This window comes from Bauldia sp. (assembly GCA_037200845.1).
Lineage (GTDB): Bacteria > Pseudomonadota > Alphaproteobacteria > Rhizobiales > Kaistiaceae > DASZQY01.
In genome coordinates this window covers 2632838-2659523 of record JBBCGQ010000001.1, presented here as the reverse complement: position 1 = coordinate 2659523, position 26686 = coordinate 2632838, and the positions used below count along the sequence as shown (strand labels likewise).

Genomic DNA, 26686 nt, shown 5'->3' with positions numbered 1-26686 from the left:
CGGGAATTAGGCGGGTGTAGCAACGTCGGGCTGTAGACTTACCCTCCCCGAAGGAGTGCCCGCCGTGCGCCTGCTCATTCCCGCGGTTCTCGCTGTCGTCCTCTGGTCGCCCTCGGCGTTTGCCCAGTTCGCGGCTGGCGAATGCGTGCTCGCCAACGGCACGCCTGCCGTGATCCTGGGGCCGAGCAACATCGACGGGCAGTACATGGCGCGCGACAGCCGGCTAAATCAGGGGGCGGGGCAATCGTTCCGGGCCGAGCAGTTGCAGTCGGTGCCGTGCCCCGGCGCGGCGGTGGCGAAGAACGTCTGCTTCGAATCGGATGAAGGGCAGGGCGCCAGCGATCTCGAGCAGACCGTTCGCCATGCACTGCGGACGTCGCTCGAGCGGTCTGAGACACAGACCAACGTCAGCGTCGGCGAGATCGCGGTCGGTGAGCCGCGCGCCTGGACGGGCGGCGAGGAGATCCAGTTCGGCAACGGCAACATGGATTTGGCCGTCGTCGACGTGAAGGCGCACTACAAGACGTGCGTCGATCAGGTGACGGACATCTACCTGACCGATCAGGAGAACAACTTCCTGTGCTATTCGGCCGCCGCCACCGGGGAGGTCGTTTGCGAGATCACCGGGTCCACTGCTGACGTGCGGCCGCCAACCAGCCAGTCGCTGCCGAAGTACTGAAAGCGGTCAGCGCCCGACGATTGTGGGCGGGGGCCGTCGCGTGGCGCAGCGCGTGGCGGCGGCCGTTTACGCCAGTTTGTCTGGCATTTCCCTCGAATTGTAGCGATTCCCGGTCATCGACGACAACTATTGGTAGCAATTGTCCCAATATCTATACTAACAAGGGTGTAGAGCGACTGGCGCCGGCGAATCCTCGCCGCCAACCACGAGGCCCACCCCATGTCGCATTCCTCGCCTGTCCGCACCGCCGCTGCTGCCGTTATTTTCGCCGCCGCGGCGCTCTCGGTCGCTCCGCTTGCTTCGCTCGCCGCCGAGATGACCGTCGATGTCGGCGGGGCGGCGATGTATCCGTCCAAGAACATCATCGAGAACGCCGTCAACTCGAAGGACCACACGACGCTGGTCGCGGCCGTCAAGGCCGCCGGCCTCGTCGATACGCTGGAAGGCGCCGGCCCGTTCACCGTATTCGCGCCGACCAACGAAGCCTTCGCGGCGCTGCCGGCGGGCACGGTCGACACGCTGCTGATGCCGGCCAACAAGGCCGACCTCGTCAAGGTGCTGACCTACCACGTCGTGCCCGGCCACATCTCGGTCGCCGACATGATGGCGAAGACGATGGGCGGCAAGACCTACACGCTGACCACGGTGCAGGGCGAGAAGCTCACCGTCGAGGCGAAGGGCAACAAGATCCGGCTGATCGACGCGATGGGTAATGCCGCCGAGATCACCATCGGCGACGTTAACCAGTCGAACGGCGTCATCCAGGTCATCAACAAGGTGCTGCTGCCGACCTGACCTCGGCGAAGCACCTTCAAGAGGCGCGGCCGGGTTTCCCTCCCGCCGCAACCACGGCTGCGCCTCTTACCTCTGTTTTCTGAGTGACGCTGGGCGGGCCTTCGCTTTCCCCCGAAAGCGGGGGGCCAAGGTGTTGCGATAGCGTTCGCTGCCGCGTTGGCGCGCGAGCCTCACCTCCTGAATCCCGGCTTTCGCGGAGAAGGCGGAGAGGTTAGAGCCCGAACAGTTTTTTCAGATTGCGGGCGAGGGGGCCTTCCGGCGTCGGCTCGCCGTCGGCCGCCTTCGGCTTCGCCTCGCCGGCCTTCGGTTGAGGCTTCGCCGCCTCGGTCTTCTTCGCGGCCTTCTCCGGCTCGCTCAGCGCGTGCAGGCGGTTGGCGAAGGTGTTGTCCTTGTTGTCGGCGAGCAGCCCGGCGTTGTCGGCGATGGCGTCGATCAGCGGCACCAGCCACTCCGCATCGCCCTTCGGAAAATCGTGGAGCACATAGCCGGGCACGGCTTCCTTGACGCCGGGATGGCCGACGCCGACGCGCAGGCGCCGGTAGTCCTGCCCGATCGCCGCATCGATGGAGCGCAGGCCATTGTGGCCGGCCGCGCCGCCGCCGACTTTCATTCGCGTCTTGCCGGGGGGAAGGTCGACCTCGTCGTGGATGACGAGAATGTCCTTGGGCTCAAGCTTGTAGAAGCGCGCCGCGTCCTGCACGGAGCGGCCGCTGTCGTTCATGTAGGTGAGGGGTTTCAGCAGCAGCACCTTCTCACCCGAGATGGTGCCCTCGGCGACTTCGCCGGAAAAGCGTCGCCGCCACGGCTGAAAACCGTGGCGGCGATGGATGGCATCGACGGCGATGAAGCCGACGTTGTGGCGCTGTCTGGCGTACTCCGGTCCCGGATTGCCGAGACCGACAAGCAGCAGCATTCTGAAGCTCCGCAGGTTTCAGCGGACTCCGTTACTTCTTTCCGCCCTTGGCAGCAGCCGGAGCCGCGGCACCCTTGGCGCCGGCAGCCGGCGCGGCACCGCCAGCGGCGGCACCTTCGGCCGGAGCAGCACCCGGAGCGCCGGCAGCACCTTCCTCGGTGCCGGCTTCCGCCGCGGCAGCCGCCGCCGCCTTGGCAGCAGCAGCGGCATCGGCGGCCGCCTTCATTTCTTCCTTCACGCCGGCCGGGGCGGCGATGGTCGCGATGGTGAAGTCGCGGTCGCGGATGGTCGTGCGAATGCCTTCCGGCAACTGCACCTTCGAGATGTGCAGCGAGTCGGTGATGTCGAGACCGGTGAGGTCGGCGACGATCTTCTCCGGGATGGCATCGACGGGCGCGATCACCGAGATGCGGTGGCGCACGACGTTGAGCACGCCGCCGCGGCGAATGCCGGGCGCGGCGCTCTCGTTGATGAACTGCACCGGCACTTCGATCGTGACGGTCGAGCCGGCGGTGACACGCATGAAGTCGACATGCATCGGCTTCTCGTTCATCGGGTCGATCTGGAAGTCGCGCGGCAGGACGCGCACCTTCTCGCCGGCGACGTCGATCGTCGCGACGGTGGTGTAGAAGCCGCCCCCGTGAATCTTGAACGAGACGTCACGCTGGGGGAGGTTGATCGCAAGCGGGGGTTTGTTGCCGCCATAGATGACGGCGGGAATCATGCCTTGACGACGTACCGAGCGAGCGGCCCCCTTGCCCACCTTCTCGCGAACCGTCGCCGAGAGCTCGTAAGTCTGGCCCATCGGAAACTCCTAGGTTTGCTTTGTTTGCCGCGTGCCTCCAGGGGTGTCGGCGCGGCTGGCGGGCTTATAGGGGAGGGGGCGGAAAAAGGCAAACCAGGCGGTCTAGTGCCGCTGCCAGGCGGAAAGCACGGTTTCGGCGTTGGTCACCTCGACCTGCTCTGTAAACCGCGTCCGGAAGAGCTCGAAAAGGGCGTGGTGCCCGGCGTCGGAGGACGAGCAAACCGCGTCCGTGACAAGCACGACCCGGAAACCGTGGTCAACCGCGCCCAGCACCGTCGCCAGCACACAGACGTCCGTTTCGGCGCCAGTGACGATCAGGGCATCGGCCCCGCGTTCGGCAAGATGGTGCGGCAGGTGGCTGCCGGAGAATGGCGAATAGACGGGCTTGTCCATGACCACCGCCGGCGGCGCCAGCCGCGCCAATGACGGCACAAGCTCCAGCAATTCCGGTTTGAGTTCGCTCCGGGTCGCCTCCGGCCAGCGGCGGTAATACCGCTGCCACATGCCGGGCATGTCCTCCGGCTTCTCGGGCGGAATGAAACGCGTGAACACCGTTCGCTCGGGATGGCGGCCGGCGATCGCCTGGATTACCGGCAATGTCGGCTCCAGCCACGGCGTCGGCCACGGTCCCTCCGCGGTGAACAGGCGCTGCATGTCGATGCACAGGTTGACCGAGCATGGCGTCAGCGGCGCGCGGAGCGGCGAGGCCACGGCGTTAGCCCTTGCGGTCGTAACGCGCGTCGAGGTCGGCGATGATACGCTCGGCCTGCTTCGCATCGACAAGCTTGAGCAGCGCGTCGATCTTCGCCTCCTGCCGTTCATCGCCGTCCGAGGATTGCGGCGAGCCGACGTAAAGAAGCACGGCGAGACCGCCTACCTGCCACAGCAACTGCAGGAACTCGGACTGCCAATTCTCGAGCGTGTCGCGGCCCATCTCGATGACGTATTGCGAGACCTCCGGCGGCTGGCCGTGTTCGGTCTCATCGTTGACGTAGGCGTACCAGCCGAAGATCCAGTGGCCGACGATGGTGACGACGAAGAAAATCGCCGTGATCCAGGCGTAGCCGTAACGGCGCCAGATCGATGCTTCACGGAGCGAGGGCGGCTTTGGTTTCCTTGCCATGGGCCGAAAACCGATGAGCCGGGCGGATGTTCCGCGTCCCTACACAAACGATCCGGAGATGCTCAGCCTGGCCCGCCTGCGTCGGGAGGCGGCGGTTAGTCGAACAAACTCGACACCGACTCCTCGTGCGCGGTGCGCGCGATCGCCTCGCCGATCAGTGTTGCGATCGGGCAGACGCGGATGTTCGGCGCGGCGAGCACGGCTTCGGTCGGCTGGATCGAATCGGTGATCACCAGCTCCTCGATGCGCGATGCCGTGATGCGGGCGACGGCGCCGCCGGAGAGCACGCCGTGGGTGATGTAGGCCATCACCGACTGGGCGCCGGCTTCCATCAGCGCCTCGGCGGCGTTGCACAGCGTGCCGCCGGAATCGACGATGTCGTCGAACAGGATGCAGCGGCGGCCCTCGACGGTGCCGATGATGTTCATCACCTCGGATTCGCCGGGACGCTCGCGGCGCTTGTCGACGATGGCGAGCGGCGCGTCGAGGCGCTTCGCCAGCGCTCGGGCGCGCACCACGCCGCCGACGTCGGGCGACACGATCGTGACGTTGGAGATGTCGTGGTGGGTCTTGAGGTCGCGCGTCATCACCGGCACCGAGTAAAGGTTGTCGGTCGGGATGTCGAAGAAGCCCTGCAACTGGCCGGCGTGGAGATCGAGCGTCAGCACGCGGTCGGTGCCGGCGCGGGTGATCAGGTTGGCGACGAGCTTGGCCGAGATCGGCGTGCGCGGGCCGGGTTTGCGATCCTGGCGGGCATAGCCGAAGTAGGGGATAACCGCCGTGATGCGGCGGGCGGAAGCGCGCCGCGCCGCGTCGATGATGATCAGCAGCTCCATCAGGTTGTCGTTTGCCGGATAGCTCGTCGACTGGATGACGAACAGGTCCTCGCCGCGCACGTTTTCCTGGATCTCGACGAAGATTTCCTGGTCGGCGAAACGGCGGACCGAGCACTTGGCTAGCGGGATTTCCAGATACGCGCCGATAGCGTCGGCAAGCGTCCGATTCGAATTCCCGGCTACCAGCTTCATGCCCTGGCCCGCTTTCAGGGGGTACCTGATCCGGCTAACGACCGGCGTGATGCCGCGGCCTTCTAGCAGCGGGCGGCGCGAGAAACAACCGGCGCCGTGGCGGGCGATTTGTCCTAGCCGTTCACCCAGTCGGCAAGCTTGTCGATCGTGTCGCGGGCGGCGGCGTCCATCTCGACGCCGGTGATGCCGATCCACGGGTCGGTCGGGCTGCCGGCAGCGGACTCCTGGCCGGAAATCCGGTAGAGCGGCGTGCCGAAGGCGTCGGCCACGTCCCAGGTGTAGACGAGCACGGTGCCGGCATCGTCGCCGATGGCGGAGAGGTAGCCCTTCACTTGATAGACGGCGGTCGGGTCGCCGGGCGCCACGATGGTGAGCGCGCGAGTCGCGGCGTATTTCTTGAGGCTGTCTTCCAGCGCGAAGCGCATATCGGCCGGCACGCCGGTGACCGGGGCGAAGGCGAAATGCACCTCCTCGCCCTTTACCGGCGCGGGGCCGAGCGTGCGCGTCTTCTTTGCCGAGATCAGCGGCGGCGGGCCGGGGCCCATCGGCGGCAGTGAAACGCTGGTGCAGGCGGCGAGCAGGAATACCGCCGCGAGCGCCAGGGTCAGGCGCGCGATCCGGCCGTTGCGGCGCTGGGTTGGGGGCATTGCTCTCTCCTGCCGCTTGTCTAGCCGCAAACGCGAAATGGTGCCAGACTCGCCGGTGTCGCCACGCGGAGGGACGATGGGCAAACCGGTCGTATTCATTCACGGCGCCTGGCTGACGCCGGCCTCGTGGGACAAGTTCCAGGTGCGTTTTGCGGCGCACGGCTACGATGCCGAGGCGCCGGCGTGGCCGTTCGAAGACATTCCGCTGGCCGAGCTTCGCCGCAACCCGCCACCGGCGCTCGCCAACGTCGGCATCAACGAGATCGCCGCGCACTACGAGAAGATCATCCGCGCCAAGGCCGAGCCGCCGATCATCGTCGGCCATTCCTTCGGCGGCCTGTTCACGCAGATCATGCTCGACCGCGGCCTCGGCGCCGCCGGGGTGGCGCTCGACCCGGCGCCGTTCAAGGGCGTCATGCCGGGCATCGGCCCGGTGCTCAGCGCGCTGCCCGTGTTCCTCAAGTGGAACGCGTGGAAGCGCGTGCACACGATGTCGTTCGCGTCGTTCCTGTCGAGCTTCGCCAACGGCATGCCCGAGGCGGACGCGCGCGCCGCCTACGAGCGCTACGTCGCGCCGACGCCGGGCAAGCTCTATTTCGACGAGGTGCTGAACATCGGCAACGCGATCGACCCGGCCAACCGCAAGGTGCCGCTGCTGATGACAGCCGGGGGCAGGGACCGCACGGCGAGCCCGGGCTCGGTGCGCGCCTGCTACGCCAGGCAGAAGACGTCGCCGGCGATCACGGCGCTGAAATATTACCCGGACCGCTCGCACTTCCTGGCGTCGATGGCGGGCTGGGAGGAGGTCGCGGATTTCGTGCTGGATTGGCTGGAAGCGCCGCGGGCCGGCGAACTCTGAGAGAGACACCCCTCCCCAAACCGCCTTCGGCGGTTTGACCCTCCCACAAGGGGAGGGTTCATCCGTGTTGAAACGGCACGCTCCAACAAACTCCGCTTGAGCCCTCCCCTTGTGGGAGGGCCAAAACCGCATCGCGGTTTTGGGGAGGGGTGTCTCTCCTCCGCTACGCCGCCAGCATCACCACCGACAACTGCCGCCCATAATCCGCCTCGCCGCGATGCGTGGTGCGGCGGAAGGAGAAGAACCGCGTCTCGTCGGCATAGGTGCACAGGCCGACCGACGATGCCTTGACGCCGGCGGCCGAGAGCCGCGCCACGATCACGCCGGGCAGGTCGAACTGGAAATGCGCCTCACGCGCCGAGGGTGCGAAGAAGCGCGCATAGTCGGCATCGACGGAGACGAACTGATCGCGCACCTCGGCGCCGACTTCGTAGTTGGGCTGGCTGATCGTCGGCCCCAGCACCGCGGCGATGCGCTTGCGGTCGGCGCCCAGTCTCTCCATCGCGGCAACCACGGACTCGGCGACGCCGGCGAGCGCGCCGCGCCAGCCGGAGTGCGCGGCGCCGATGACGCCCGCCTCGCCGTCGGCGAGCAGGATCGGGCCGCAGTCGGCACTGCCAACGCCCAGCACGATGCCCGGCACGTTGGTGACGACGGCGTCGGCGCGCGGGCCTTCGCCGGGCGCCCAGACTTCGGTCACGGTGACGGCGATGGTGCCGTGCACCTGATAGGGCGTCGCGAGTTTCTCCGCCGGCGCGCCGATGGCGGCGGTGACGCGGGCGCGATTTTCCAGCACCAGGGCGCGATCGTCGCTCGAGCCGACGCCGCAGTTGAGGCTGGCGTAGATGCCGGACGAGACGCCGCCGGCGCGGGTGAAGAAGCCGTGGCGGACGCCGGGCATGACCAGCGACGGTGCGGTGATATGGGGCGCGGTCATCGCGTGGCTCCGATCTCGATCGGGTCGAACAGCGGCAGCTTGAGGCCGGGGGCAGAGACGGCGAGCACCTTGAACAGCGTGCCCATCGCCTTCGGCGCCGCCAGCCGCTCGATCGCGGCGGCGATCATATCGCGCGTCTTCTTGTCCTTGCCGCGGCCGAGCACGTTGGCGCGGTCGACGAGGCCGAGGCGGATGAGAAATTCGCCCTGGCCCATCAGCGTGCGCGCCTCCGCGCCGGCCGCAACCGCGGCGCGGGCGAGCGCCGCGAAATCGACGTGGGCGGTGACGTCGGCCTCGCCGGGCGCGGCGAGGGGATCGTCGTATTTGTGGGCGCGGACTGCCTGCAGCGTGCTGCCGGTGCCCGGCGCCGCGGCGCCGTAGTCGATGATCAGCGCCGCGCCGCCGTGGCGCTTGAAGCGTTCGCCGAGCGTTATCATCACGGCCTTGCCGGCTGGCGATGCCTCGATGATGGCGCCATCGGGCAACGCCACGCCGGCCGGGCGCTGCTCGACCGGCACCAGGCCGAAGGCGAGATCGCCGGTGTCCGACAGGCCGACCATGCGCTCGGTCCACCGCTTCTCTATCCACTGGAACTGGCGGATGGGGAGCGCGTCGAAAAATTCGTTGGCGACGACGATCGCCGGGCCGGGCGGCAGGTCGGCGACCGAGCCGTGCCAGTGAACGCCAAGGCCCGCCGCCGACAGCGTCTGTTTCTGGATTTCGCGGAGTCGCGGGCTCATCTCGACCAGATGGACGTCGGCGGCGCGCAGGAAATCCGGCTTGATCTTGGCCGTGCGCAGCATATCGGCCATCAGCGTGCCGCGGCCGGGGCCCAGCTCGGCGAGGACGAACGGCCGCGGCTCGCCCATCATCTCCCAGACGGCGATCGCCCACAGCCCGATCAGCTCGCCGAAAATCTGGCTGATCTCGGGCGCGGTGATGAAGTCGCCGGTGCGGCCGAACGGCTCGCGCCGCATGTAGTAGCCGTACTCGGGATCGGCGAGGCACATCGCCATGTAGTCGGCGACGGTCAGCGGCCCCGCGGCGCGGACGAGCGCCGCCATCTTTTCGGCGAGCGGCGTCACGCGGCGGCCGCCTCTCGGCGGTTGGCCCAGATCATCAGGCCGACGCCGAACAGGATCATCGGGATCGACAGGAGCATCCCCTCGGTGAGGCCGCCCCAGAGGTAGCCGACCTGCGCGTCGGGCTCGCGGAAGGCTTCGACGAACGTGCGGGCGATACCGTATCCGGTGCAGAAGATGCCCGAGACGAAGCCGCGGGTCGCCAGCTTGTGATAGCGGTGGGTCGCGATCCAGAGCACGACGAACAGGACGATACCTTCCAGTCCTGCCTCATAAAGCTGGCTCGGGTGGCGCGGCGTGTCGCCGGCGCCCGGGAACACCATCGCCCACGGCACGTCGCTGACGCGCCCCCACAGTTCGCCGTTGATGAAGTTGGCGAGGCGGCCGAAGAAAAGCCCGAAGGGCACTCCGGTCGCGACGACGTCGATCAGCGACCATGCCGGGATGTTGCGCGAGCGGGCGAACAGCGTCATCGCCAGCATCATGCCGAGGAAGCCGCCGTGGAACGACATGCCGCCGTGCCAGACGGCGAGGATGTCGCCGGGCTCCTGCAGGTAATGCTGGAGGTCGTAGAACAGGACGTAGCCGAGGCGGCCGCCGACGACGACCCCCAGCGCCGCCCAGACGACGAAATCGTCGAGGTCGGATCCCTTCAGCGGTGCGCCCGCCGGTCCCCAGAGCTTAGCGTCGCTTGCCAGCCGTTTGGCGTACCACCAGGCAAGGAAGATCCCGGCGATATAGGCCAGCGCATACCAGCGGATCGCCAGCGGGCCGACCTGGATGAGCACCGGGTCGATGGCCGGAAAGGGAAGCGCCAGCAGTTCCAAACGGGCCGTCCTCGCACCTTAAAAAGCGCCGCAACCTGCGCCGCAGGGGCCGCGCCGGTCAAGCCAAGCTTGAAGCGGCCCGCCGCCGCCCCCATAGTAGCTGCTGTCCCAGGATTGCCGGAGGCGAAGCCATGACGCAGACCCAAAACCGCCTGTTCGACGAGATGGCGCGGCTGGTGGGCGATGCAGCGAGCGTCGCGCAGGGCGTCAAGCGCGAAGCCGAGACCGTGTTCCGGAGTCAGATGGAGCGCATCGTCGCCGATCTCGACCTCATCAAGCGCGAGGAATTCGACGTTGTGCGCGAGATGGCCTCGCAGGCGCGCGCCGAGAACGAGACGCTGAAGGCGCGCATCGCCGAGCTCGAGGCGAAGCTCGCCGCGAAGTAACCGCGGGAGGCGCCGGCGCTCGCTTCTGTGAAGAAACGATGTCATCCACAGTCTAGTGTGGCGGCTCAAAGGGCGGCGGCTATATACTGATTCTCAACGGAGATTCGCTGCGGGGGCCGAATTCCAGCCCCTCGGGTTATCGACCGGTTTGTTCGTCCTCTGTTGCGTAGCAACAGTCCCCACAACTTGGTCAGCCGCAGCGGGTAGCCATGAGCCTTATTGACTTCGAGCAGGAGCGGCAGGCGAACCCTGTCGACGTGATCGAGCAAATCGCGGCGCTCAACGACTGGTCGTTCGAGCGGGCAGGGGACGATGAGATCACCGTCTCGGTCGCCGGCGGGTGGTGCGACTATCACGTCTCCTTCTCATGGCTCGCCGAGAAGGAAGCCGTCCATCTCGCCTGCGCCTTCGACCTCAAGGTGCCGCCGGCGCGGCAGATGGAGGTCATGCGTCTGCTCTCCGGCGTCAACGAGCAGCTCTGGATCGGCCACTTCGATCTGTGGACGCGCGAGGGCGTCGTGCTCTATCGCCAGGCGATGCTGCTCTCGGGCGGCGCCGAACCGACCAGCGCGCAGGTCGAGAAGCTGCTGGTCACCGCCATCGAAGCCTGCGAGCGATACTTCCAGGCGTTCCAGTTCGTGGTGTGGGCCGGCAAGACGGCGCCGGAGGCGCTGCAGACGGTGCTGTTCGAGACGCACGGCGAGGCGTAGCGCACTCCGTTCCCGGCGAAGGCGGGGATCCAGGCGGTGAAGTCAGTGCTCGCTGAGGCACACCCCTCCCCAAAACCGCGTTGCGGTTTTGGCCCTCCCGCAAGGGGAGGGCTCAAGCGGAGTCGGGGTCGTGCAGCAAAGCGAACCCTCCCCTTGCGGGAGGGTCAAAACGCCGAAGGCGTTTTGGGGAGGGGTGTCTCTACTCCGCATGGACGATGACATCGTCGTGGTGTGCGAGGCAGTCCCCCACCCGTCCGGCTTCGCGGGCCACCCTCCCCGCAGGGGGAGGGATGCTCGCTGCACGTCCGGCGTTTCCACAAACACGGAAGAAGTTGTTTGTCCTCCCTCCCCCTTGCGGGGAGGGTGCCGAGCGCAGCGAGGCGGGTGGGGGACGCGTTCGCGACGAGCAGGATTCCCGCCTTCGCGGGAATGACAACGGCGCGAAGTCATGGCAGTCATTTCTCCCTCGCCACCGGATGCCGCCTCCCATGACCCTCGCCTTCGCCTTCTCCCCCACCGCGCGCCTGGCCCTCGTCGGCGCCGGCAAGATGGGCGGCGCGCTGCTCAAGGGCTGGCTCGACAACGGCCTCGACAAGCGCGCGGTGCTGGTCGTCGATCCGGCGCCGCCGCCCGACAGCGTCGCGTTTCTGTCCGAGGCCGGGCTCGCCGCCAATGCGTTCGTCCCGGCGGGCGCGACGGCGAAGGTGATCGTTGTCGCCGTGAAGCCTCAGATCATCGGCGACGTGCTGCCGACCCTCCGTCCGCTGGTCGGGCGCGACACCATCGTGCTGTCGATCGCTGCCGGCACGACGCTGAAGCAGCTTGCCGCCGGCATCGGCGACGTCGCCGTCGTCCGCTCGATCCCGAACACGCCGGCGCAGGTCGGCCGCGGCATCACGGTCGCGATCGCCAACGCGCGCACCGACAAGGCGGCGAAGGCGCTGGTGACGACGCTGCTCGAAGCCGTCGGCGATGTCATCTGGGTCGAGAAGGAAGGCATGATCGACTCGGCGACCGCGGTTTCCGGCTCGGGCCCGGCCTACGTTTTCCACATGGTCGAGGCGCTCGCCGCCGCGGCCGTCTCGGTCGGGTTCGACAAGGCGGCGGCCGAGAAGCTGGCGCGCGCCACGGTCGAGGGCGCTGGCGAACTGCTCTACCAGTCGGACCTCGGCGCCGACGTGCTGCGGCAGAACGTGACGTCGCCGAAGGGCACCACCGCGGCGGCGCTGAAGGTGCTGATGGGTCGCCCGGGGCTGACCGCGCTGATGAAGAAGGCAGTCGCCGCGGCGCGCAAGCGCTCGCGCGAGCTGGCGAAGTAGCCATGGCGGAGAACAAGCCCGCAGCGCAGATCAAGTTCGACGATTTCCTCAAGGTCGATATCCGCGTCGGCACCATCGTCGAGGCGCGCACGTTCCCGGAGGCGCGCAAGCCCGCCTACCAGATCGTGATCGATTTCGGGCCGGAGATCGGGCGCAGAAAATCGTCGGCGCAGATCACCAGGCACTACACGCCCGAGACTCTCGTCGGCCAGCAGGTCGCGGCGGTGGTCAACTTCCCGCCGCGCCAGATCGGGCCGTTCATGTCCGAGGTGCTGACGTTGGGATTCCCCGACGAGAAGGGCGAGGTCGTGCTGATCGGCCCGTCGCTCGCCGTGCCGGACGGCGGGCGGCTGTTCTAGGGCGAACGCCGCCGCACGAACGCCGTGCCGTTCGGGGTCGTGTGCAGTTCCACGTCGGGCATCGCGGCGACGAGTTTCTTCAGCGTCGCGTGGCCGTGCTTCTTGGGCGAAAAGTCCCCGACGCGGCGGCGCACCTCGTTGCTCACCGAGCCCAGATGCGACCAACCGTCGGACTCGCGCACCTCGTCTATGGCGGAGAGAATTTCCGCCGCCGGTATCGGCAGCTTCGGGGTCGCCGGCTGGGGAGCGCGCCGCACGCGCTGAGGCGCGGGGGCAGGTGCCGTTGCTGTGGCGGGCGCAGTCGCGACCGGCTTCGCGGCAGGCGCCTGTCGCGGCGCGGCGCGAACCGGCGTCGGCGCGGCCGGCTTCGGGGCAGGGGCCGCCGCGGCGCGCCGCGGCGCGGCCTTCTTCTCCGCCGCCAACGCGGTGTCGCATTCGAAGAACCGGTCGAACTCCGCCTTGTAGGCCGCCGGCGCCTTCTTCATGCCGAAGCCGTAGCAGGCGACGGCGCTGGCGCGGATGCGGGCGACCAGCGGCGTGAAGTCGCCGTCGCTCGACGCGATCAGGAAGCCGTCGAAGCCGCGGCCGCCGAGCATGTCCATCGCCTCGATGACCAGCTTCATGTCGGTGGCGTTCTTACCGCGCGTCAGCGGCGAGACGTTGACCGGCGTCAGGTCGAACACGTCGAGTTGCTTCAGCCACGACTTCATCTTGCCGCTCTTGAACTGGCCGTAGATGCGGCGGATGGCGACGACACCGATCATCTCGGCCTCGCGCATGATGAGCGGCATGTAGGTGGCGCTGACGTTGTCGCCGTCGATCAGCAATGCGAGCTTGGTCACCGCGGCAGCGTTCGTCGGCATTGTCGGCCTCCCTGCCGTATCGGTCGGGCACGTCCGAACCGTCGCTATTCTATCGGACGATGTTCGCGCGCGTGAAAGACTCGAAGCACCAGTATTGTGCCGCCCTCTATCTCATACTGCACCACGTACGCCGCGCCGAGCACGTCGATAGCGATACTGCGGTGGCGGTCACGCCCGGCGATTCGCGGTCCTAGCCGCGGGAAGTCCGCCAACGTCGACATCCTGCCGACGATCTCGTCGGCGATTCGCGTGGCGAGTTCGGGGTGCTCCGGCTGAAGGAATTCGGCAAATCGCTGCAAATCACGCAGCGACCGTGACGACCACTTGAGCGTCAATCCTTGAACCACGGCTTGTAGTCAGGCGTGCCCCACGTCTTGAGCCACCGGACCACGTCTTCGTGAGGCACATTCGGCTCGGTGCGGGCAGCTTCCGAACGACGGTCCAGCTCCGCCAAATCCTCCGGCGAAAGCTCGAACGGCTTTTGCTCCTCGTGCACCAGCCAAGCCACAAGATCGGGCACGCTCATGCCGATCTCCGCCGCCCGCTTCTCCAGCGTGGCAGCGGTCTCCTCGTCAACCTCGATCTTCCGTGTCGCGGCACCCATGGTGACAAAGATAGTCGCCTACGCCGGAATAGTCACCGTCACTCTAAGCCCACCCATCGGGCTGTCGGACAGCGCGATGTCGCCGCCATGGCTGCGGGCGATGTCGCGCGCGATCGGCAGGCCGAGGCCGGTGCCGCTTTCGTCGAGGTTGCGGGCGTTGTCGAGGCGGTAGAACGGCTTGAACACCGCCTCCTGCTCCTCGAAGGGGACCCCGGGGCCGTCGTCGTCGACGGTCACGGTCAGGTGGTCGTCGGCGTGGCGGCCGAGGATGACGATGTTGTCGCCGTGGCGACCGGCATTGGAGACGAGGTTGGCGATGCAGCGCTTGAAGCTCTGCGGGCGCAGCCGCACGGTCGGATCGCCGGAGAAGGCGTACTCGGTGTCGTGGCCGGAGACGCGCGATTCCTGCGTGATGTCGCGCAGCATCGCGGCGATATCGGTCGGCACCGCGTCCTCGTCGCTCTGGCCGCGGGCGAAGGCGAGGTAGCCCTCCAGCATCTTGTCCATGTCGGCGACGTCGCTCTTCATCGCGACGACGTCCTCGCTGCCCTCGAGCAGCGCGAGTTGCAGCTTGAGCCGCGTCAGCACCGTGCGCAGGTCGTGGCTGACGCCGGCGAGCATCGCGGTGCGCTGCTCCATCTGGCGCTCGACACGCTCGCGCATCAGGTGGAAGGCGACGGTCGCCTGGCGCACCTCGCGGGCGCCGCGCGGGGCGAAGTCGCCGACGGCGCGGCCCTTGCCGAAGTTGTCGACGGCGGCGGTCAGCTTGAGGATGGGGCGGATCTGGTTGCGCAGGAAAACGATAGCGATGGCGAGCAGCACGACGCTGGTCGCGACCATCGCGGAGATGAAGATGAGGGCGTTCGAGGCATAGGTCTGGCTGCGCGGCGCGAAGACGCGGAGCACGTTGCGGGCAAGCTGGATGCGGATCTCGACGAGGTTGGAGCGGCCGACGGTGTCGATCCAGAACGGCTTGCCGACCGCGCGCGTGATCTCCTGGCTGAGCATGCGGTCGAGCGGCGAGAAGAACGGCTTTGGCCCGGCGGGGGGGAGCGGCTCCGGCGGCAGCACGGCAATGTTCAGCCCGAAGCGCGAGGCGGCGATGTCGACGACATCGGAGAAATCCGGCTGCTGCGGGTAGCGCTCGATGATGTCGACGATTGCCGCGATCTCGCCGGCGGTCGCCGCCGACAGGCGCTGCGTCACGTCCTGCCAGTTGCGCTCCATGAAGACGAAGGCGACCAGCGACTGGAGCAGCACGACCGGGGCGATGATGATGATAAGCGAGCGGGCGAACAGGCCCTTGGGCATGACGGCGCCCATGGCGCGCGCGGCGCGGCCGTAGACGCCGCGGATGCCGGGAGCGGAAGCCGGGAGTTCGTCGATGGTCGTCGCCATCGCGCCGGTCCTAGACGGCGATCGCCAGGCGATAGCCGATGCCGCGCACGGTCTGGAGATAGAGCGGGTTGCCGGGATCGGCCTCGATCTTGCGGCGCAGGCGATTGATCTGCACATCGACGGTGCGTTCGCCGCTCGGACCGGTCGATACGACCAGCTTGTCGCGCGGCACGGTTTCGCCGGGCACCGCGGCGAAGATCGCCATGATCTGGCGCTCGCGTTCGGTGAGCCGCACCGGCTCGCCGGCGCGCTTCAGCTCGAGCCGCTCGCGGTTGAAGGTGAACGGGCCGAACGACACCTGCTCGATCAGCGGCTTGGTCGAGGGCACGCTGCGCTTCAGGATATTGTTGATCCTGAGCAGCAGCTCGCGCGGCTCGAACGGCTTCGACACATAGTCGTCGGCGCCCGACTCCAGCCCGGCGATGCGGCTTTCGCTTTCGGTGCGTGCGGTCAGCATCAGGATCGGCACGGTCATCGTCTCGCGCAGCGACCGGACCAGCGCCATGCCGTCTTCGCCCGGCATCATGACGTCGACGATCAGCAGATCGAAGGCGAGGCCGGCGAGCCGCTGGCGCGCCTCGGCGGCGTTGGCGGCGATGGAGACGCGGAACCCGTGGTCGCCCAGATAGCGCGACAGCAGCGTGCGGATGCGCTTGTCGTCGTCGATGACGAGCAGGTGCGGCGCGTCGTCGGAAAGCGGACGATCGCCAGCCTGGGCGGCCGTCGGGGCAGGGGCTTCGGTGGTCGACATAGCTACGCTCAACGCTCGATCAGGTGGGCGACCTTGTCGCGCTCGCCGCTGTCGATGACGGCGCGCAGGAATTTTTCCGCGGCGACCTGGCCCTCGGGCGAGAGCGAGGCCAGCGCCTTACCGATGCGGGCGGCCTGCAGGTCGATGAGGCGGAGCGCCAGCGCGCGGCCGGACTCGGTCGGATAGAGCAGACGCTGGCGGCGGTCGGTAGGCCCGGTCTTCTGCTCGATGAAGCCGTTGTCGACGAGTTGCTTCAGCACGCGGCCGAGGCTCTGCTTGGTGATCTTCAATATGTCGAGGAGATCGGCGACGCGGATGCCCGGATTGCGGTTGACGAAGTGGATGACGCGATGGTGGGCGCGGCCGAAGCCGTAGCTCAGCAGCGCCGCGTCGGGATCGGAGATGAAGTCGCGATAGGCAAAGAAGAGAAGCTCGATGAACTGGATCTCGGGCTGGTCGCTCGCGGAGAGCGGCGCGGTGACGAGGGTGGCCCCGCCTTTCGCCCGTTTTGCCGTCGCTGCGGTCTCTTTCAAATTTACGTCAGCCATGTTGACATATTTTCGGTCGTTTGTTACGAAAACGAGGCTCGCGGCGCAACGAACGAACACGCCGCGCGGCGCTTCCTTTAGCGTCGTTTCCGCGGAATCTCTTGGTGCGCGGCACCATAACGACGATCGGGGTGCGACGCAAAATGTCGGGCCCCAGCGGACAAGCGCCAAAAGGGGCTAGATAAGAAGAGCCCTAGGTCAGGTGAGGAGAACGGTTCCATGGCTGCGCAGCCCTTCGATAATCGGCCCGGTGTCATCTGGATGGACGGGGTTTTCGTGCCCTGGGCCGACGCCAAGATTCACGTGCTGACCCACGGGCTGCACTATGCCAGCTCGGTCTTCGAGGGCGAGCGCGCCTATGGCGGCGTCGTCTTCAAGCTCGACGAGCACACCAAGCGCCTGCACGAATCGGCGCGGCTGCTCGGCTTCGACATTCCGTATTCGGTCGATACGATCAACAAGGCGACGGCCGAACTGCTCGTCCGCCAGAACATGATCGACGCGTACGTGCGCCCGATCGCCTGGCGCGGCAGCGAGATGATGGGCGTCTCGGCGCAGAACAACACGATCCATTGCGCGATCGCGGTGTGGGACTGGCCGTCCTACTTCAAGCCGGAGGAGCGGCTGAAGGGCATCCGCCTCGACATGGCGAAATACCGCCGTCCGGATCCGGTGACCGAGCCGTCGAAATCGAAGGCGTCCGGCCTCTACATGATCTGCACGATCTCCAAGCACGAGGCGGAGCGCAAAGGCTACGCCGACGCGCTGATGCTCGACTGGCGCGGCCAGATCGCGGAAGCCACCGGCGCCAACGTCTTCTTCGTCAAGGACGGCGTCCTCCACACGCCGACGCCGGACTGCTTCCTCGACGGCATCACGCGCCGCACGGTCATCGACCTCGCGCGGGCGCGCGGCCTGAAGGTCGTCGAGCGCGCGATCATGCCGGAGGAAATGGCCGGCTTCAGCGAATGCTTCCTCACCGGCACCGCCGCGGAAGTGACGCCGGTCTCCGAGGTCGCCCAGTACCGCTTCACGCCGGGCCAGATCAGCAAGACGCTGATGGAAGACTATTCGGCCGCGGTGACCCCGAAGCAGCACGCGATGGCCGCGAACGGGTAGGGCCTATCTTGCCGACCTTGCGGGAGGCGACAGGTGCGGTCGGCTCGATCGCCTTCGCCTCTTCTCATTCCGCCAGCGCCGCCTCCTCTCGACTGTCATCCTTCGGCGGCGCGAAGCGCCGACCGGAGGACCAGTGAGACCAAGCGATGGCGTATTACGTTTACATCATGGCCAACCGTCGGCACGGCACGCTCTACGTTGGTGTGACGAACGATATCGTGCGCCGCGCTTGGGAACACCGCGAAGGATTGGTGCCGGGCTTCACAAAGACTCATGGCCTCAAGCTGCTCGTCCACTTCGAGGAGTTCGCCGATATCAATGAGGCGATCCATCGCGAGAAGCGTCTGAAGCACTGGAAGCGAGAATGGAAAGTCGCGCTGATCGAGAGGGCCAATGTGGAGTGGGACGACCTGTACTCAACGCTGGCGTAAATTGATCGTGGTCCTCCGGTCGGCGCTCCGCGCCGCCGAAGGATGACAGTGGAGGGAAGGCGGCGCTCGCTCAATAGCGCTATCTCGCCACCGGTCGCGCCTCGCCGCGCCGAAGGATGACGTTGGAGGGGACGCACAAAAAGCCGCCGGAAATCCGGCGGCTCGAAAAGTGTGCCGCGTGCGGTGTCGATCAACTCGCCGGTTGAAGGTCGATTGCCTTCGGTCCCTTGCCGCGTTTGTCGGGTTCGGTTTCGAAGGAGACCCGCTGGCCGTCGGCGAGCGCGCCGAGGCCGGAGCGCTCTACCGCGGTGACGTGGACGAAGACGTCCTTGCTGCCGTCGTCGGGGGTGATGAAGCCGTAACCCTTCGACGCATTGAAGAATTTCACGGTGCCGTTCTGGCGCATCGACATGACCTTCCGTTCGGTTACCTCGCCGACGGGGTCGCCTGCCTTCCTTCAGGGGCTGAAGCCCGCCTGCCGCCACAATTTATGCGGCGCGGCGCCCGAAAACAACGGCCGGCGGGAGAAGGCGCGTCGCGGCGCGCATTTCCGTGAGCGGAAATTCCGCTGGAGTCACTTGTCCGTGAGGGTCCGCAGCGCTCCGCAATTTGCTGGTTAGATCGGCGTCGCAATCGACCAGCGAAGGAGGAATCGCGATGAACGAGCGACCCAGAATCACGCAGGAGATGATCGACCTCTACGACGAGTACACGCACCTGACGCTCGACCGGCGCGGCTTCATGGCGAAGCTCGCCAAGCTCACTGGCAGCGCGGCTGCGGCTGCGGCGATCGTGCCGATGATCGCGGCCGACCCGGCGCGCGCGGCGATCGTGCCGCCCGACGACACGCGCCTGGAGACGGAGCGCATCGAATATCCGGGCGCGGCCGGCGTCACGATGAAGGGATATCTCGCGTGTCCTGCCGATGCGTCCGGTCCGCTGCCGGCGGTCATCGTCATCCACGAGAACCGCGGGCTCAACGCGCACATTGAAGACGTGACGCGGCGCATGGCGCTGGAAGGCTTCACGGCGCTGGCGCCCGATCTGCTCTCGTCTGCCGGCGGCACGCCGAGCGACGAGAATGCGGCGGCGAAACTGATCCAGGGACTGGATGCATCGGCGACCGTCGCCAATCTCGTCGCGACGGTGGCGTTCCTGAAGAGTGACCCACGCTCGACCGGCAAGGTCGGCGCCATCGGCTTCTGCTGGGGCGGCGGCATGGTCAACCAGCTCGCCGTCGCCAGTCCCGACCTGCTCGCCGGCGTGCCCTACTACGGCGCCCAGCCGAAGACCGGTGTCGATAAGATCAAGGCGAGACTGATGCTGCACTATGCCGGGCTCGACGAGCGCATCGATGCCGGCATCCCGGACTACGAGGCGGCGCTGAAGGCAGCCGGCGTCGACTACCAGATCTTCGTCTATCCGGGCGTCAACCACGCCTTCAACAACGACACGTCCGAGGCGCGCTACGACAAGGCGGCATCGGACCTCGCGTGGTCGCGCACGGTGGCGTTCCTGAAACAGAATCTCGCCTGACGCCGGCCTCCCGCGTCACCCGGAGCGGTTCGCGCCGGTGACGCAAAATCTTTCGCATCTGCGAAGAGGGGAAAGGATGTGATGCCGTTCACATCCCGGCGCGGCAGACCAAGCGAGTCGCCGACGCGACGCGAATCACTTGCCGAACAGCTTCGGGAATTTGAACTTCGGCAGCTTGGTTAGCGGAGTCTTGATGGCCTTGCCGATGTCGTTGCCGGCGACGGTGACGTACTTCGCGATCGATGTCGTCTTGCCGCGGAGCGCCGGCACCAAATTTTTTTGGTCGCCGAGAAACGGCAGCGCGAGCCTGAACGGCACGCCGGCGAGGAACGATCCGTCCCACTTGTCGCGCAGCGAAAAAGCGCCGAGCGGAGTCATGTGCAGGAACTTGCCGACGACGTTGTGGACGCGGCACAGGCCTACCTTCGGGCACACCTCGATGGCGCCGTCGATCATCGCCACCGCCATCTCGCCGTCGGGCTTGGTGTAGACGTCGAAGACGGTGCCGCGGACGCCGATCGTCGCGGTCGGCGTGACGATCTCGTAGGCGTTGTGGTCGGCCTTGCCGGTGATGAAGCGGAGCGCGCCGGCGGTCAGGTTGATCACCACTTTGCCGCTGGAAGTGTTTGAATCATATATGAAATTATCGAGCACGACGGTCGAGTCCGGGCCGATCGCCAGCTTCGTCTGGTCGTTGAACTGGAACTGTCCGACGCCGTTCGCGTCTGTGCTGATCGTCTCGTTCTGGAAGACCGCGTCGCCGCTCTTCAGCGTCAGTTGTCCGGCATCGCGCGTGCCGGTGACGACGGTGGTGATCGCGGTCGCGGTGCCGATGTCGTCGGTCGCGGCGAGCGCGTCGCGCGCGCCGATCGTCGCCGCGAGCGCGACGAGCGCGAGGGAGATGCGATGCGAGTGCGATGCCATGGTGTCGATCCTTCGCGACGAAGACGAACGCGACACGGTGCGTGCGATGCGCGCGAACGTACGATGCGATTCTGTACGCGTCGAATCTTGCGCACGCGCGCGGACTCGCGTAATCGAATTAGCGCGCTGTTAACGCGCGAGTTGGAATAGAATGCGGATCGAGCCGATTCGGCTCATGCACGGAGAGGAGAAGTACTTTGGCTAAAGCTGTGAAGAAGACGGCGGCGAAAAAGAAGCCGGCTGTGAAGAAGGCCGCGAAGAAGCCGGCGAAGAAGGTCGCGAAGAAGAAGTAGTCTTCGCGTCGCCACTTCGGCGACACGCTTCCGTTCCGCCGCCGCGGACTTCTCCAACGAGAGACGCGCGGCGGACGGACGGCCCAAGTAAAAGGGCCGCGTAAAAAGGGGCACCTCAGGGTGCCCCGTTTCGTTTCCGGATCCCGTCGTCCTTCAGGCGCGCTGCGCGGCCGGAGAAATGCGCTATGGTCGCCGGGGCACGACTTCCGTTTCCGGGGCAGGGACCATGGCCGACCTTCCCGATCGCGACACGCTCGCCGACGCTCTCGCGATCGCCGACGCGGTGCATGAGGAATATGAGCGCAGCGCCCTCAAGGGCATGGGCGACGACAAGTGGCCGGGCTTCTTCGCAGCGTTCGTCATCGGCCGCCTCGGCGAGTTTGTTGCGGCAAGCCGCCTTGCGCTTCTGCTGGAGGAAGTCGAGGAGAGCGAAGAGTGGCCGCGCGTGGCGGCGGACTACGTGCTGATGAAGCTCAGGTCGTAGCTCGTCGCTGCGAGCACGGATCGGCTGAGACACACCCCTCCCCAAAACGCCTCCGGCGTTTTGACCCTCCCACAAGGGGAGGGTTCAACACTGTTGAAACATCACGCTCCAACAAACTCCACTTGAGCCCTCCCCTTGTGGGAGGGCCAAAACCGCGAGGCGGTTTTGGGGAGGGGTGTCTCTCCTCCGCCAACCTCTCGTCTAAATCGGCCGCGGGTTGCTCGCCTCGTGCGCCACGAGGTCGCGTCCGAGTACCGCGCCGCTCTCCTTCAGCGCCGCGCGCCACGCGACGACGTGTGGCGCGCGATCGTGCGCGGCGAGCGCGTCCCAGTCGCGCCAGCGTTCCACAATGCGGATGATGCCGGGCTCCAGCACATCCTCGCCGAAGGCAAACAGCAGGCAGCCGTCCTCGCGGCGGTTGGCGGTGATCACCGTCCGCATCGCCGGCCGGAGTTTTTCGACCCTCTCCGGCTTCAGCCGCAATTCGCCCGACACAATGATCATGCTGTTGTCTCCCTATATATATGAGTGGCGATAGCGGGCGGCCCGGCGTCTGGCAAGGCGGGCGACTGCTGACAGGTTCGGGCAGGCCGCCCCTCGCCATTCGCCCCCGCATCCACCATATTTCCCGCCATGCGAACCCCGAAAAATACCGGCCTCGGCGAAGCGCCGCAAAAGGCACTAAAGACGAGCCGCGGCACGTCAATGGGCGGTCGCGGCTCGGCCAAGGAGCGCGCCGCCGTGGGCCTCAGCCCCGTCGCCGGCCTCGACGTCAATCTCGAGGACGTCGGCAGCCTGCCGCAGAACGCGGTCACCGCCACGGTCGAGGCGCTTTCGGCGCTGATCGAGACCGGCCGGCCGGAGTTCCTGGCCAAGACCTGGGTGCCGCACCGCCCGCCGCGGCCGGAGAAGTCCGAGGGCGGCGTGCCGCTGAAAATCGTCTCGGAGTTCGAGCCGAAGGGCGACCAGCCGACCGCGATCGCCGAGCTCGTCGCCGGCGTCAACGCGCACGAGCGCGACCAGGTGCTGCTCGGCGTGACCGGCTCGGGCAAGACCTACACCGCCGCCAAGGTGATCGAGGCGACGCAGCGCCCGGCGCTGATCCTGGCGCCCAACAAGACGCTGGCCGCCCAGCTCTACGGCGAGTTCAAGTCGTTCTTCCCGGACAACGCGGTCGAGTATTTCGTCTCCTACTACGACTACTACCAGCCGGAGGCGTACGTCCCGCGCACCGACACCTACATCGAGAAGGAATCCTCGATCAACGAGCAGATCGACCGCATGCGCCACTCGGCGACGCGCTCGCTGCTCGAGCGCGACGACGTCATCATCGTCGCCTCGGTGTCGTGCATCTACGGCATCGGCTCGGTCGAGACGTACACGGCGATGACCTTCGCCATCACGCTCGGCGAGAAGATCGACCAGCGGCAACTGATCGCCGACCTCGTCGCGCTGCAGTACAAGCGCGCCGATGCCGATTTCCGCCGTGGCACCTTCCGCGTGCGCGGCGACACGGTCGATCTGTTCCCGGCGCATCTCGAAGACCGCGCCTGGCGGATCAATCTGTTCGGCGACGAGGTCGAGTCGATCACCGAGTTCGATCCGCTCACCGGCCACAAGGGCGGCGACCTCAAGCAGGTGAAGGTCTATGCCAACTCCCATTACGTAACGCCGCGCCCGACGCTGGCGCAGGCGGTGAAGAGCATCCGCGAGGAGCTGAAGCTCAGGCTCGACGAATTGACCCAGGCGGGCAGGCTGCTGGAAGCGCAGCGGCTCGAGCAGCGCTGCCGCTTCGACATCGAGATGATCGAGGCGACCGGCTCGTGCGCCGGCATCGAGAATTATTCGCGCTACCTCACCGGCCGCAAGCCGGGCGAGCCGCCGCCGACGTTGTTCGAATATCTGCCCGACAACGCGCTGGTCTTCGTCGACGAGAGCCACGTCACCATCCCGCAGATCGGCGGCATGTACCGCGGCGACTTCCGCCGCAAGGCGACGCTGGCCGAGTACGGCTTCCGCCTGCCGTCGTGCATGGACAACCGGCCGCTCCGCTTCGAGGAGTGGGACCTGATGCGGCCGCAGTCGATGTATGTCTCGGCGACGCCGGGATCGTGGGAGATGAACCGCACCGGCGGCGTGTTCACCGAGCAGGTGATCCGGCCGACCGGCCTGATCGACCCGCCGGTCGAGATCCGCCCGGCGAAGACGCAGGTCGACGACGTGCTCGGCGAGATCCGTGACACGGCGCTGGCGGGCTACCGCACGCTGGTCACGGTGCTGACCAAGCGCATGGCCGAGGACCTCACCGAATACCTGCACGAGCAGGGCGTGCGCGTGCGCTACATGCACTCCGACGTCGAGACGCTGGAGCGCATCGAGATCATCCGCGACCTCCGCCTCGGCGCTTTCGACGTGCTGGTCGGTATCAACCTGCTGCGCGAGGGCCTCGACATCCCGGAGTGCGCGCTGGTCGCCATCCTCGACGCCGACAAGGAAGGTTTCCTGCGCTCCGAGACGTCGCTGGTGCAGACCATCGGCCGCGCCGCGCGCAACGTCGACGGCCGCGTCATCCTCTACGCCGACCACGTGACCGGCTCGATGGAGCGCGCCATCGCCGAAACCGACCGCCGCCGCGAGAAGCAGGTCGAGTACAACACCGCCAACGGCATCACGCCGGAGTCGATCAAGAAGAACATCGGCGACATCATGTCGTCGGTCTACGAGCGCGACCACGTCATGGTGCCGACCGGGCTTGCCGAAGATGGCCGCCTGATCGGCCACAATTTCAAGGCGACGCTCGCCGACCTTGAGAAGCAGATGCGCGACGCGGCGGCCGATCTCGAATTCGAGGAGGCGGCGCGGCTCCGCGACGAGATCAAGCGGCTGGAGACGATGGAACTCGCCGTCCACGACGATCCGCTGGCGCGCGATCCCGGCGACGCAGGCGGCAGGGAAGGCGGCAAAAGGCGAAGCGCCCCGTCAGTCGGGTTCGCCGACAGCTCCCCCGTGAACGGGGGAGCATCCGGCCGCAGCGGCGCGGCTGGATCCTCCCCCGCAGAGCGGGCGAGGGGGACCGGCGAAGCGGGTGTAGGGGGCACCCGCGTCCGCAAGAACACGCTCGACGAAATGACCGTCCGCCGCACCGAGATCCCGGTGCCGGGCAACCGCCCGCACAAGCCGTCGCTGGACACCATGGGCCCCGGCACCGACACGGAGGTTCCGGTCCCCCGTAACCGCCCGCACAAACCCGACCGCGACGAAGGCCGCGCGCAGGAGATCGTGCCGGTGGCGCCGGGCGACCGGCCGAAGCCGCGGTCGATCGGCGGCCGGCCGGGCAGCCATGTCGGGAAGAAGGGACGGCGGTAGCTGTCCGACATCGGCATCCTCAATTCGCCCGGCGATCTTGCGATCATCGTCCTGATCCTCGCCTGGCCGTTGCTGATCGCCGGCGCGCTGGTCGGTGCCTTCGTCGGGTGGAGCTTGCGGCGCAAGCGCGGGCCGTGGGTCGGGCTGGTGGTCGGAATGCTGGCGGGTCTGGTCGTCGCGGCGGTGGGCTTTGTCGTCTATGCCGGGTGGAACAGTTGAGCGATCGCGGCTAATTTTGGCGGCATGTCGCCGCTTTCGCTTGCCATCGTCATCGCTGTCCTTGCCGCCGTTCCTGCTCACGCCGCCGAGCCGCTGGCAACCTGCCCGGCCGACCTCGCCGCCGTCGATGCCAGCTTCGCGGAGACCCAGGCCCGCCTCGACAAGGTGACCCAGGCAGACAAGGTCGAGCTGTGCGCGGCGATCAAGCACCACATCGAAGTGATGGCGAACGGCATCGCGGTCTTCGACCGCTGCATGGAGAATGGCCACGACAAGGGCGAGAACATCGCCCAGCTCGAAGCCTCGATCGACGACTTCCTCTACATCAACGAGAATCAGGGCTGCGCGCCGGTCACCGTGCCGCCGTCCGCCGCCCCGCAATAGTCACACGCAATTCACACGACGCCGCGCTGCCGCTAGTATCGCGCCAGCGGAATCAACCGCGACAGCACAGGAGGACATCATGGCCAAGGGCAGTGATCGACCCGGCAAGGAAAAGAAGAAACCGAAGGCGGACAAGAACAAGAAGCAGAAGCATGTTCCCTTCGGCGGCAAGACGCCTCCGAACGCGATGGGCGGCTCGGCCGGCAAGAAGTAGGCATCAGGCGAATTTTCCGCGGGCGGCATCTGTGCCGCCCGCCGCCTTTCCGGCTGCGAGTTTCGCCGCCCCGGCGCAGCGACCCGAGCCCGCCCGGTTGTTGCAGGGCGAGCATTGCTCCCGCAAATCCTCTCGTTTTCCACCATTCTGTCGGCTCCGGCCCGTGACATCGTGGCCGCAAGCTGGCGAGATCGCAGCGCGATTGCGGATCGCGATTGGGATGAGCAGGGGCGGCGGTGCGATGCGGAAATTGTCGGCGGTTTCACTGGCTTTGATTGTTGCTGGCGGTGCGGCCAGCGGTGCGGCGGCGCAGGACGGCTACCTCCTGGCGGCCGGCGGAGCGTCGCGTTTGACCGATTCGGGTGGCTCTTCTTTTTCCGGCGGGACCTGGCAGGGGCGCGGATCGTTCCAGACCACGCTCGACGGGATGTGGAAATTCCAGGGCGACGCCGTGCTGACGTTCCAGGATCTGAACGAACTCGACAGCAACGAGCGGCTGGATACGGTCGACCTGGCCGCCCACGTCTACTACCATTTTCCGTCCAACGCCCTGTTCGGCGTCATCGGCCAGCACTCCGGCGACCTGCTCGGCCGGGCGCCCTATTGGAGCGACCTGACGGTGCAGTGGTACGGCGGCGTCGAAGGCCTGGCTTACTGGAACAACTTCTCGCTTTACGGTCAGCTCGCCGTGACCACGGCGACCGACGGCGGCGACACCTCGAACGGAGGCGCCGCGACGTTGCGGGCGCGTTATTTCGTCAACCCGAACCTGTTCGTCGAAGCGAAGGCAGGCGTCGAACGTCTCACCTTCGAATCCGAGTCGGTCGATAGCACGCTGCTCGGGGCGGCGATCGAGTACCAGTGCGCCACGCTGCCGATGAGCGTCTTCGCGCGCTACACCCACGTCACGCAGACATACAGCTACTACTCTCGCAGAGACAATGCGGATCGCATCCTGGTTGGGGCGAAGTGGAATTTCGGCGGCAAGTCGTTGTGGGAGCGGGAGACGATGGGTGCAGCGCTCGATCCCTTCGAGCTGACCCATGTGGTCGTGCGAGATCCGAACTAGAGGCTTCAGGATCG

General features: G+C 66.9%; 32 protein-coding genes and 2 pseudogenes. 16 read left to right on the top strand and 18 right to left on the bottom strand.

What is annotated here, in order from left to right; translation table 11 throughout:
- The first annotated feature begins 64 nt into the window (after window positions 1–64).
- Both WDM94_13245 and WDM94_13240 read left to right on the top strand, forming a co-directional pair.
- On the top strand, window positions 65–679 hold the full coding sequence (locus tag WDM94_13245) for a hypothetical protein (protein ID MEJ0013558.1): 615 nt from the start codon (window positions 65–67) through the stop codon (window positions 677–679).
- A 219-nt stretch (window positions 680–898) separates the two neighbouring features.
- A complete protein-coding gene (locus tag WDM94_13240; GenBank protein MEJ0013557.1) occupies window positions 899–1474 on the top strand; it encodes a fasciclin domain-containing protein in 576 nt (191 codons plus the stop codon).
- Between the two features lie 211 nt (window positions 1475–1685).
- On the opposite strand, the gene pth is transcribed toward WDM94_13240, so the two are convergent.
- The 6 genes and pseudogenes from pth to WDM94_13210 form a co-directional block, all read right to left on the bottom strand.
- Window positions 1686–2387 (bottom strand): aminoacyl-tRNA hydrolase, encoded by a 702-nt coding sequence (gene pth, locus WDM94_13235; GenBank protein ID MEJ0013556.1) that lies wholly within the window; start codon window positions 2385–2387, stop codon window positions 1686–1688.
- Between the two features lie 187 nt (window positions 2388–2574).
- Window positions 2575–3192, bottom strand: a pseudogene (locus tag WDM94_13230) (50S ribosomal protein L25/general stress protein Ctc).
- Between the two features lie 102 nt (window positions 3193–3294).
- A complete protein-coding gene (locus tag WDM94_13225; GenBank protein MEJ0013555.1) occupies window positions 3295–3846 on the bottom strand; it encodes an isochorismatase family cysteine hydrolase in 552 nt (183 codons plus the stop codon).
- Window positions 3847–3907: 61 nt separating this feature from the next.
- On the bottom strand, window positions 3908–4315 hold the full coding sequence (locus tag WDM94_13220) for a DUF6766 family protein (GenBank protein MEJ0013554.1): 408 nt from the start codon (window positions 4313–4315) through the stop codon (window positions 3908–3910).
- A gap of 95 nt (window positions 4316–4410) precedes the next feature.
- Entirely contained in the window at window positions 4411–5343 is a 933-nt protein-coding gene (locus WDM94_13215) for a ribose-phosphate pyrophosphokinase (protein ID MEJ0013553.1), read from the bottom strand.
- 113 nt (window positions 5344–5456) lie between these two features.
- Window positions 5457–5990: a hypothetical protein gene (locus WDM94_13210; protein ID MEJ0013552.1), complete on the bottom strand. Its 534-nt coding sequence runs from the start codon at window positions 5988–5990 to the stop codon at window positions 5457–5459.
- A gap of 76 nt (window positions 5991–6066) precedes the next feature.
- Between WDM94_13210 and WDM94_13205 the strand changes: the two genes are divergently transcribed.
- On the top strand, window positions 6067–6849 hold the full coding sequence (locus tag WDM94_13205; GenBank protein ID MEJ0013551.1) for an alpha/beta hydrolase: 783 nt from the start codon (window positions 6067–6069) through the stop codon (window positions 6847–6849).
- Window positions 6850–7012: 163 nt separating this feature from the next.
- Here WDM94_13205 and pgeF read toward each other — a convergent pair whose 3' ends face one another.
- The 3 genes from pgeF to lgt are packed head-to-tail and all read right to left on the bottom strand — an operon-like array spanning window position 7013 to window position 9695.
- Window positions 7013–7786 (bottom strand): peptidoglycan editing factor PgeF, encoded by a 774-nt coding sequence (gene pgeF / locus WDM94_13200; GenBank protein MEJ0013550.1) that lies wholly within the window; start codon window positions 7784–7786, stop codon window positions 7013–7015.
- Window positions 7783–8871 carry a class I SAM-dependent methyltransferase gene (locus WDM94_13195; GenBank protein MEJ0013549.1) on the bottom strand — a complete coding sequence of 363 codons (1089 nt, stop codon included), beginning with the start codon at window positions 8869–8871 and terminating at the stop codon, window positions 7783–7785. Before WDM94_13195 ends, pgeF begins: the two co-directional genes overlap by 4 nt.
- Window positions 8868–9695 carry a prolipoprotein diacylglyceryl transferase gene (lgt, locus tag WDM94_13190; GenBank protein ID MEJ0013548.1) on the bottom strand — a complete coding sequence of 276 codons (828 nt, stop codon included), beginning with the start codon at window positions 9693–9695 and terminating at the stop codon, window positions 8868–8870. Before lgt ends, WDM94_13195 begins: the two co-directional genes overlap by 4 nt.
- A gap of 131 nt (window positions 9696–9826) precedes the next feature.
- On the opposite strand from lgt, the gene WDM94_13185 reads away from it, so the two are divergent.
- The 4 genes from WDM94_13185 (at window position 9827) to WDM94_13170 (ending at window position 12469) form a co-directional block, all read left to right on the top strand.
- Window positions 9827–10081 (top strand): accessory factor UbiK family protein, encoded by a 255-nt coding sequence (locus WDM94_13185; GenBank protein MEJ0013547.1) that lies wholly within the window; start codon window positions 9827–9829, stop codon window positions 10079–10081.
- A gap of 209 nt (window positions 10082–10290) precedes the next feature.
- Complete coding sequence (locus WDM94_13180) at window positions 10291–10791, top strand: YbjN domain-containing protein (GenBank protein MEJ0013546.1); 501 nt, start codon at window positions 10291–10293, stop codon at window positions 10789–10791.
- 488 nt (window positions 10792–11279) lie between these two features.
- Entirely contained in the window at window positions 11280–12110 is an 831-nt protein-coding gene (gene proC, locus WDM94_13175; protein ID MEJ0013545.1) for a pyrroline-5-carboxylate reductase, read from the top strand.
- Between the two features lie 2 nt (window positions 12111–12112).
- On the top strand, window positions 12113–12469 hold the full coding sequence (locus tag WDM94_13170) for a tRNA-binding protein (GenBank protein ID MEJ0013544.1): 357 nt from the start codon (window positions 12113–12115) through the stop codon (window positions 12467–12469).
- On the opposite strand, the gene WDM94_13165 is transcribed toward WDM94_13170, so the two are convergent.
- From WDM94_13165 to WDM94_13140, 6 genes are all read right to left on the bottom strand, one after another.
- The gene (locus tag WDM94_13165) at window positions 12466–13332 is read right to left on the bottom strand and encodes an NYN domain-containing protein (GenBank protein ID MEJ0013543.1); all 867 of its coding nucleotides are present in this window, start codon (window positions 13330–13332) and stop codon (window positions 12466–12468) included. The genes WDM94_13170 and WDM94_13165 overlap by 4 nt on opposite strands.
- Before the next feature lie 44 nt (window positions 13333–13376).
- The gene (locus WDM94_13160) at window positions 13377–13667 is read right to left on the bottom strand and encodes a type II toxin-antitoxin system RelE/ParE family toxin (protein MEJ0013542.1); all 291 of its coding nucleotides are present in this window, start codon (window positions 13665–13667) and stop codon (window positions 13377–13379) included.
- Complete coding sequence (locus WDM94_13155; GenBank protein ID MEJ0013541.1) at window positions 13664–13936, bottom strand: hypothetical protein; 273 nt, start codon at window positions 13934–13936, stop codon at window positions 13664–13666. Before WDM94_13155 ends, WDM94_13160 begins: the two co-directional genes overlap by 4 nt.
- Window positions 13937–13954: 18 nt before the next feature.
- Window positions 13955–15259: an ATP-binding protein gene (locus WDM94_13150; GenBank protein ID MEJ0013540.1), complete on the bottom strand. Its 1305-nt coding sequence runs from the start codon at window positions 15257–15259 to the stop codon at window positions 13955–13957.
- An 85-nt stretch (window positions 15260–15344) separates the two neighbouring features.
- On the bottom strand, window positions 15345–16085 hold the full coding sequence (locus WDM94_13145; GenBank protein MEJ0013539.1) for a response regulator transcription factor: 741 nt from the start codon (window positions 16083–16085) through the stop codon (window positions 15345–15347).
- Between the two features lie 8 nt (window positions 16086–16093).
- Entirely contained in the window at window positions 16094–16633 is a 540-nt protein-coding gene (locus WDM94_13140) for a MarR family transcriptional regulator (protein ID MEJ0013538.1), read from the bottom strand.
- 219 nt (window positions 16634–16852) lie between these two features.
- Between WDM94_13140 and WDM94_13135 the strand changes: the two genes are divergently transcribed.
- Together WDM94_13135 and WDM94_13130 are read left to right on the top strand one after the other, a co-directional pair.
- Window positions 16853–17752 (top strand): branched-chain amino acid aminotransferase, encoded by a 900-nt coding sequence (locus WDM94_13135; protein MEJ0013537.1) that lies wholly within the window; start codon window positions 16853–16855, stop codon window positions 17750–17752.
- A gap of 146 nt (window positions 17753–17898) precedes the next feature.
- Entirely contained in the window at window positions 17899–18183 is a 285-nt protein-coding gene (locus tag WDM94_13130) for a GIY-YIG nuclease family protein (protein MEJ0013536.1), read from the top strand.
- 190 nt (window positions 18184–18373) lie between these two features.
- On the opposite strand, the gene WDM94_13125 is transcribed toward WDM94_13130, so the two are convergent.
- Window positions 18374–18589, bottom strand: coding sequence for a cold-shock protein (locus tag WDM94_13125; protein MEJ0013535.1), 216 nt, complete (start codon window positions 18587–18589; stop codon window positions 18374–18376).
- 251 nt (window positions 18590–18840) lie between these two features.
- Between WDM94_13125 and WDM94_13120 the strand changes: the two genes are divergently transcribed.
- Window positions 18841–19719, top strand: a complete 879-nt coding sequence (locus tag WDM94_13120; GenBank protein ID MEJ0013534.1) for a dienelactone hydrolase family protein — start codon at window positions 18841–18843, stop codon at window positions 19717–19719.
- A gap of 135 nt (window positions 19720–19854) precedes the next feature.
- On the opposite strand, the gene WDM94_13115 is transcribed toward WDM94_13120, so the two are convergent.
- Window positions 19855–20643, bottom strand: a complete 789-nt coding sequence (locus WDM94_13115; GenBank protein MEJ0013533.1) for a FecR domain-containing protein — start codon at window positions 20641–20643, stop codon at window positions 19855–19857.
- 519 nt (window positions 20644–21162) lie between these two features.
- Between WDM94_13115 and WDM94_13110 the strand changes: the two genes are divergently transcribed.
- Window positions 21163–21420: a hypothetical protein gene (locus WDM94_13110; GenBank protein MEJ0013532.1), complete on the top strand. Its 258-nt coding sequence runs from the start codon at window positions 21163–21165 to the stop codon at window positions 21418–21420.
- A gap of 201 nt (window positions 21421–21621) precedes the next feature.
- Here the strand turns inward: WDM94_13110 and WDM94_13105 are convergent, their stop codons facing one another.
- Window positions 21622–21924 carry a putative quinol monooxygenase gene (locus WDM94_13105; protein ID MEJ0013531.1) on the bottom strand — a complete coding sequence of 101 codons (303 nt, stop codon included), beginning with the start codon at window positions 21922–21924 and terminating at the stop codon, window positions 21622–21624.
- Between the two features lie 168 nt (window positions 21925–22092).
- Between WDM94_13105 and uvrB the strand changes: the two are divergent.
- From uvrB to WDM94_13080, 5 genes and pseudogenes are all read left to right on the top strand, one after another.
- Window positions 22093–24786 (top strand): annotated as a pseudogene (gene uvrB / locus WDM94_13100) (excinuclease ABC subunit UvrB).
- A 69-nt stretch (window positions 24787–24855) separates the two neighbouring features.
- The gene (locus WDM94_13095; GenBank protein ID MEJ0013530.1) at window positions 24856–25005 is read left to right on the top strand and encodes a hypothetical protein; all 150 of its coding nucleotides are present in this window, start codon (window positions 24856–24858) and stop codon (window positions 25003–25005) included.
- Between the two features lie 24 nt (window positions 25006–25029).
- Window positions 25030–25389, top strand: a complete 360-nt coding sequence (locus WDM94_13090) for a hypothetical protein (protein MEJ0013529.1) — start codon at window positions 25030–25032, stop codon at window positions 25387–25389.
- Between the two features lie 79 nt (window positions 25390–25468).
- The gene (locus WDM94_13085; GenBank protein MEJ0013528.1) at window positions 25469–25603 is read left to right on the top strand and encodes a hypothetical protein; all 135 of its coding nucleotides are present in this window, start codon (window positions 25469–25471) and stop codon (window positions 25601–25603) included.
- Between the two features lie 163 nt (window positions 25604–25766).
- Window positions 25767–26672 (top strand): hypothetical protein, encoded by a 906-nt coding sequence (locus tag WDM94_13080; protein MEJ0013527.1) that lies wholly within the window; start codon window positions 25767–25769, stop codon window positions 26670–26672.
- Window positions 26673–26686: the final 14 nt, after the last annotated feature.

Coding starts and splice junctions, on each gene's coding strand:
- WDM94_13240 (MEJ0013557.1), top strand. CDS start 899: ATGTCGCATTCCTCGCCTGTCCGCACCGCCGCTGCTGCCGTTATTTTC.
- pth (MEJ0013556.1), bottom strand. CDS start 2,387: ATGCTGCTGCTTGTCGGTCTCGGCAATCCGGGACCGGAGTACGCCAGA.
- WDM94_13225 (MEJ0013555.1), bottom strand. CDS start 3,846: ATGCAGCGCCTGTTCACCGCGGAGGGACCGTGGCCGACGCCGTGGCTG.
- WDM94_13220 (MEJ0013554.1), bottom strand. CDS start 4,315: ATGGCAAGGAAACCAAAGCCGCCCTCGCTCCGTGAAGCATCGATCTGG.
- WDM94_13215 (MEJ0013553.1), bottom strand. CDS start 5,343: ATGAAGCTGGTAGCCGGGAATTCGAATCGGACGCTTGCCGACGCTATC.
- WDM94_13210 (MEJ0013552.1), bottom strand. CDS start 5,990: ATGCCCCCAACCCAGCGCCGCAACGGCCGGATCGCGCGCCTGACCCTG.
- WDM94_13205 (MEJ0013551.1), top strand. CDS start 6,067: ATGGGCAAACCGGTCGTATTCATTCACGGCGCCTGGCTGACGCCGGCC.
- pgeF (MEJ0013550.1), bottom strand. CDS start 7,786: ATGACCGCGCCCCATATCACCGCACCGTCGCTGGTCATGCCCGGCGTC.
- WDM94_13185 (MEJ0013547.1), top strand. CDS start 9,827: ATGACGCAGACCCAAAACCGCCTGTTCGACGAGATGGCGCGGCTGGTG.
- WDM94_13180 (MEJ0013546.1), top strand. CDS start 10,291: ATGAGCCTTATTGACTTCGAGCAGGAGCGGCAGGCGAACCCTGTCGAC.
- proC (MEJ0013545.1), top strand. CDS start 11,280: ATGACCCTCGCCTTCGCCTTCTCCCCCACCGCGCGCCTGGCCCTCGTC.
- WDM94_13170 (MEJ0013544.1), top strand. CDS start 12,113: ATGGCGGAGAACAAGCCCGCAGCGCAGATCAAGTTCGACGATTTCCTC.
- WDM94_13165 (MEJ0013543.1), bottom strand. CDS start 13,332: ATGCCGACGAACGCTGCCGCGGTGACCAAGCTCGCATTGCTGATCGAC.
- WDM94_13155 (MEJ0013541.1), bottom strand. CDS start 13,936: ATGGGTGCCGCGACACGGAAGATCGAGGTTGACGAGGAGACCGCTGCC.
- WDM94_13150 (MEJ0013540.1), bottom strand. CDS start 15,259: ATGGGCGCCGTCATGCCCAAGGGCCTGTTCGCCCGCTCGCTTATCATC.
- WDM94_13145 (MEJ0013539.1), bottom strand. CDS start 16,085: ATGTCGACCACCGAAGCCCCTGCCCCGACGGCCGCCCAGGCTGGCGAT.
- WDM94_13140 (MEJ0013538.1), bottom strand. CDS start 16,633: ATGGCTGACGTAAATTTGAAAGAGACCGCAGCGACGGCAAAACGGGCG.
- WDM94_13135 (MEJ0013537.1), top strand. CDS start 16,853: ATGGCTGCGCAGCCCTTCGATAATCGGCCCGGTGTCATCTGGATGGAC.
- WDM94_13130 (MEJ0013536.1), top strand. CDS start 17,899: ATGGCGTATTACGTTTACATCATGGCCAACCGTCGGCACGGCACGCTC.
- WDM94_13125 (MEJ0013535.1), bottom strand. CDS start 18,589: ATGCGCCAGAACGGCACCGTGAAATTCTTCAATGCGTCGAAGGGTTAC.
- WDM94_13120 (MEJ0013534.1), top strand. CDS start 18,841: ATGAACGAGCGACCCAGAATCACGCAGGAGATGATCGACCTCTACGAC.
- WDM94_13115 (MEJ0013533.1), bottom strand. CDS start 20,643: ATGGCATCGCACTCGCATCGCATCTCCCTCGCGCTCGTCGCGCTCGCG.
- WDM94_13110 (MEJ0013532.1), top strand. CDS start 21,163: ATGGCCGACCTTCCCGATCGCGACACGCTCGCCGACGCTCTCGCGATC.
- WDM94_13105 (MEJ0013531.1), bottom strand. CDS start 21,924: ATGATCATTGTGTCGGGCGAATTGCGGCTGAAGCCGGAGAGGGTCGAA.
- WDM94_13090 (MEJ0013529.1), top strand. CDS start 25,030: ATGTCGCCGCTTTCGCTTGCCATCGTCATCGCTGTCCTTGCCGCCGTT.
- WDM94_13085 (MEJ0013528.1), top strand. CDS start 25,469: ATGGCCAAGGGCAGTGATCGACCCGGCAAGGAAAAGAAGAAACCGAAG.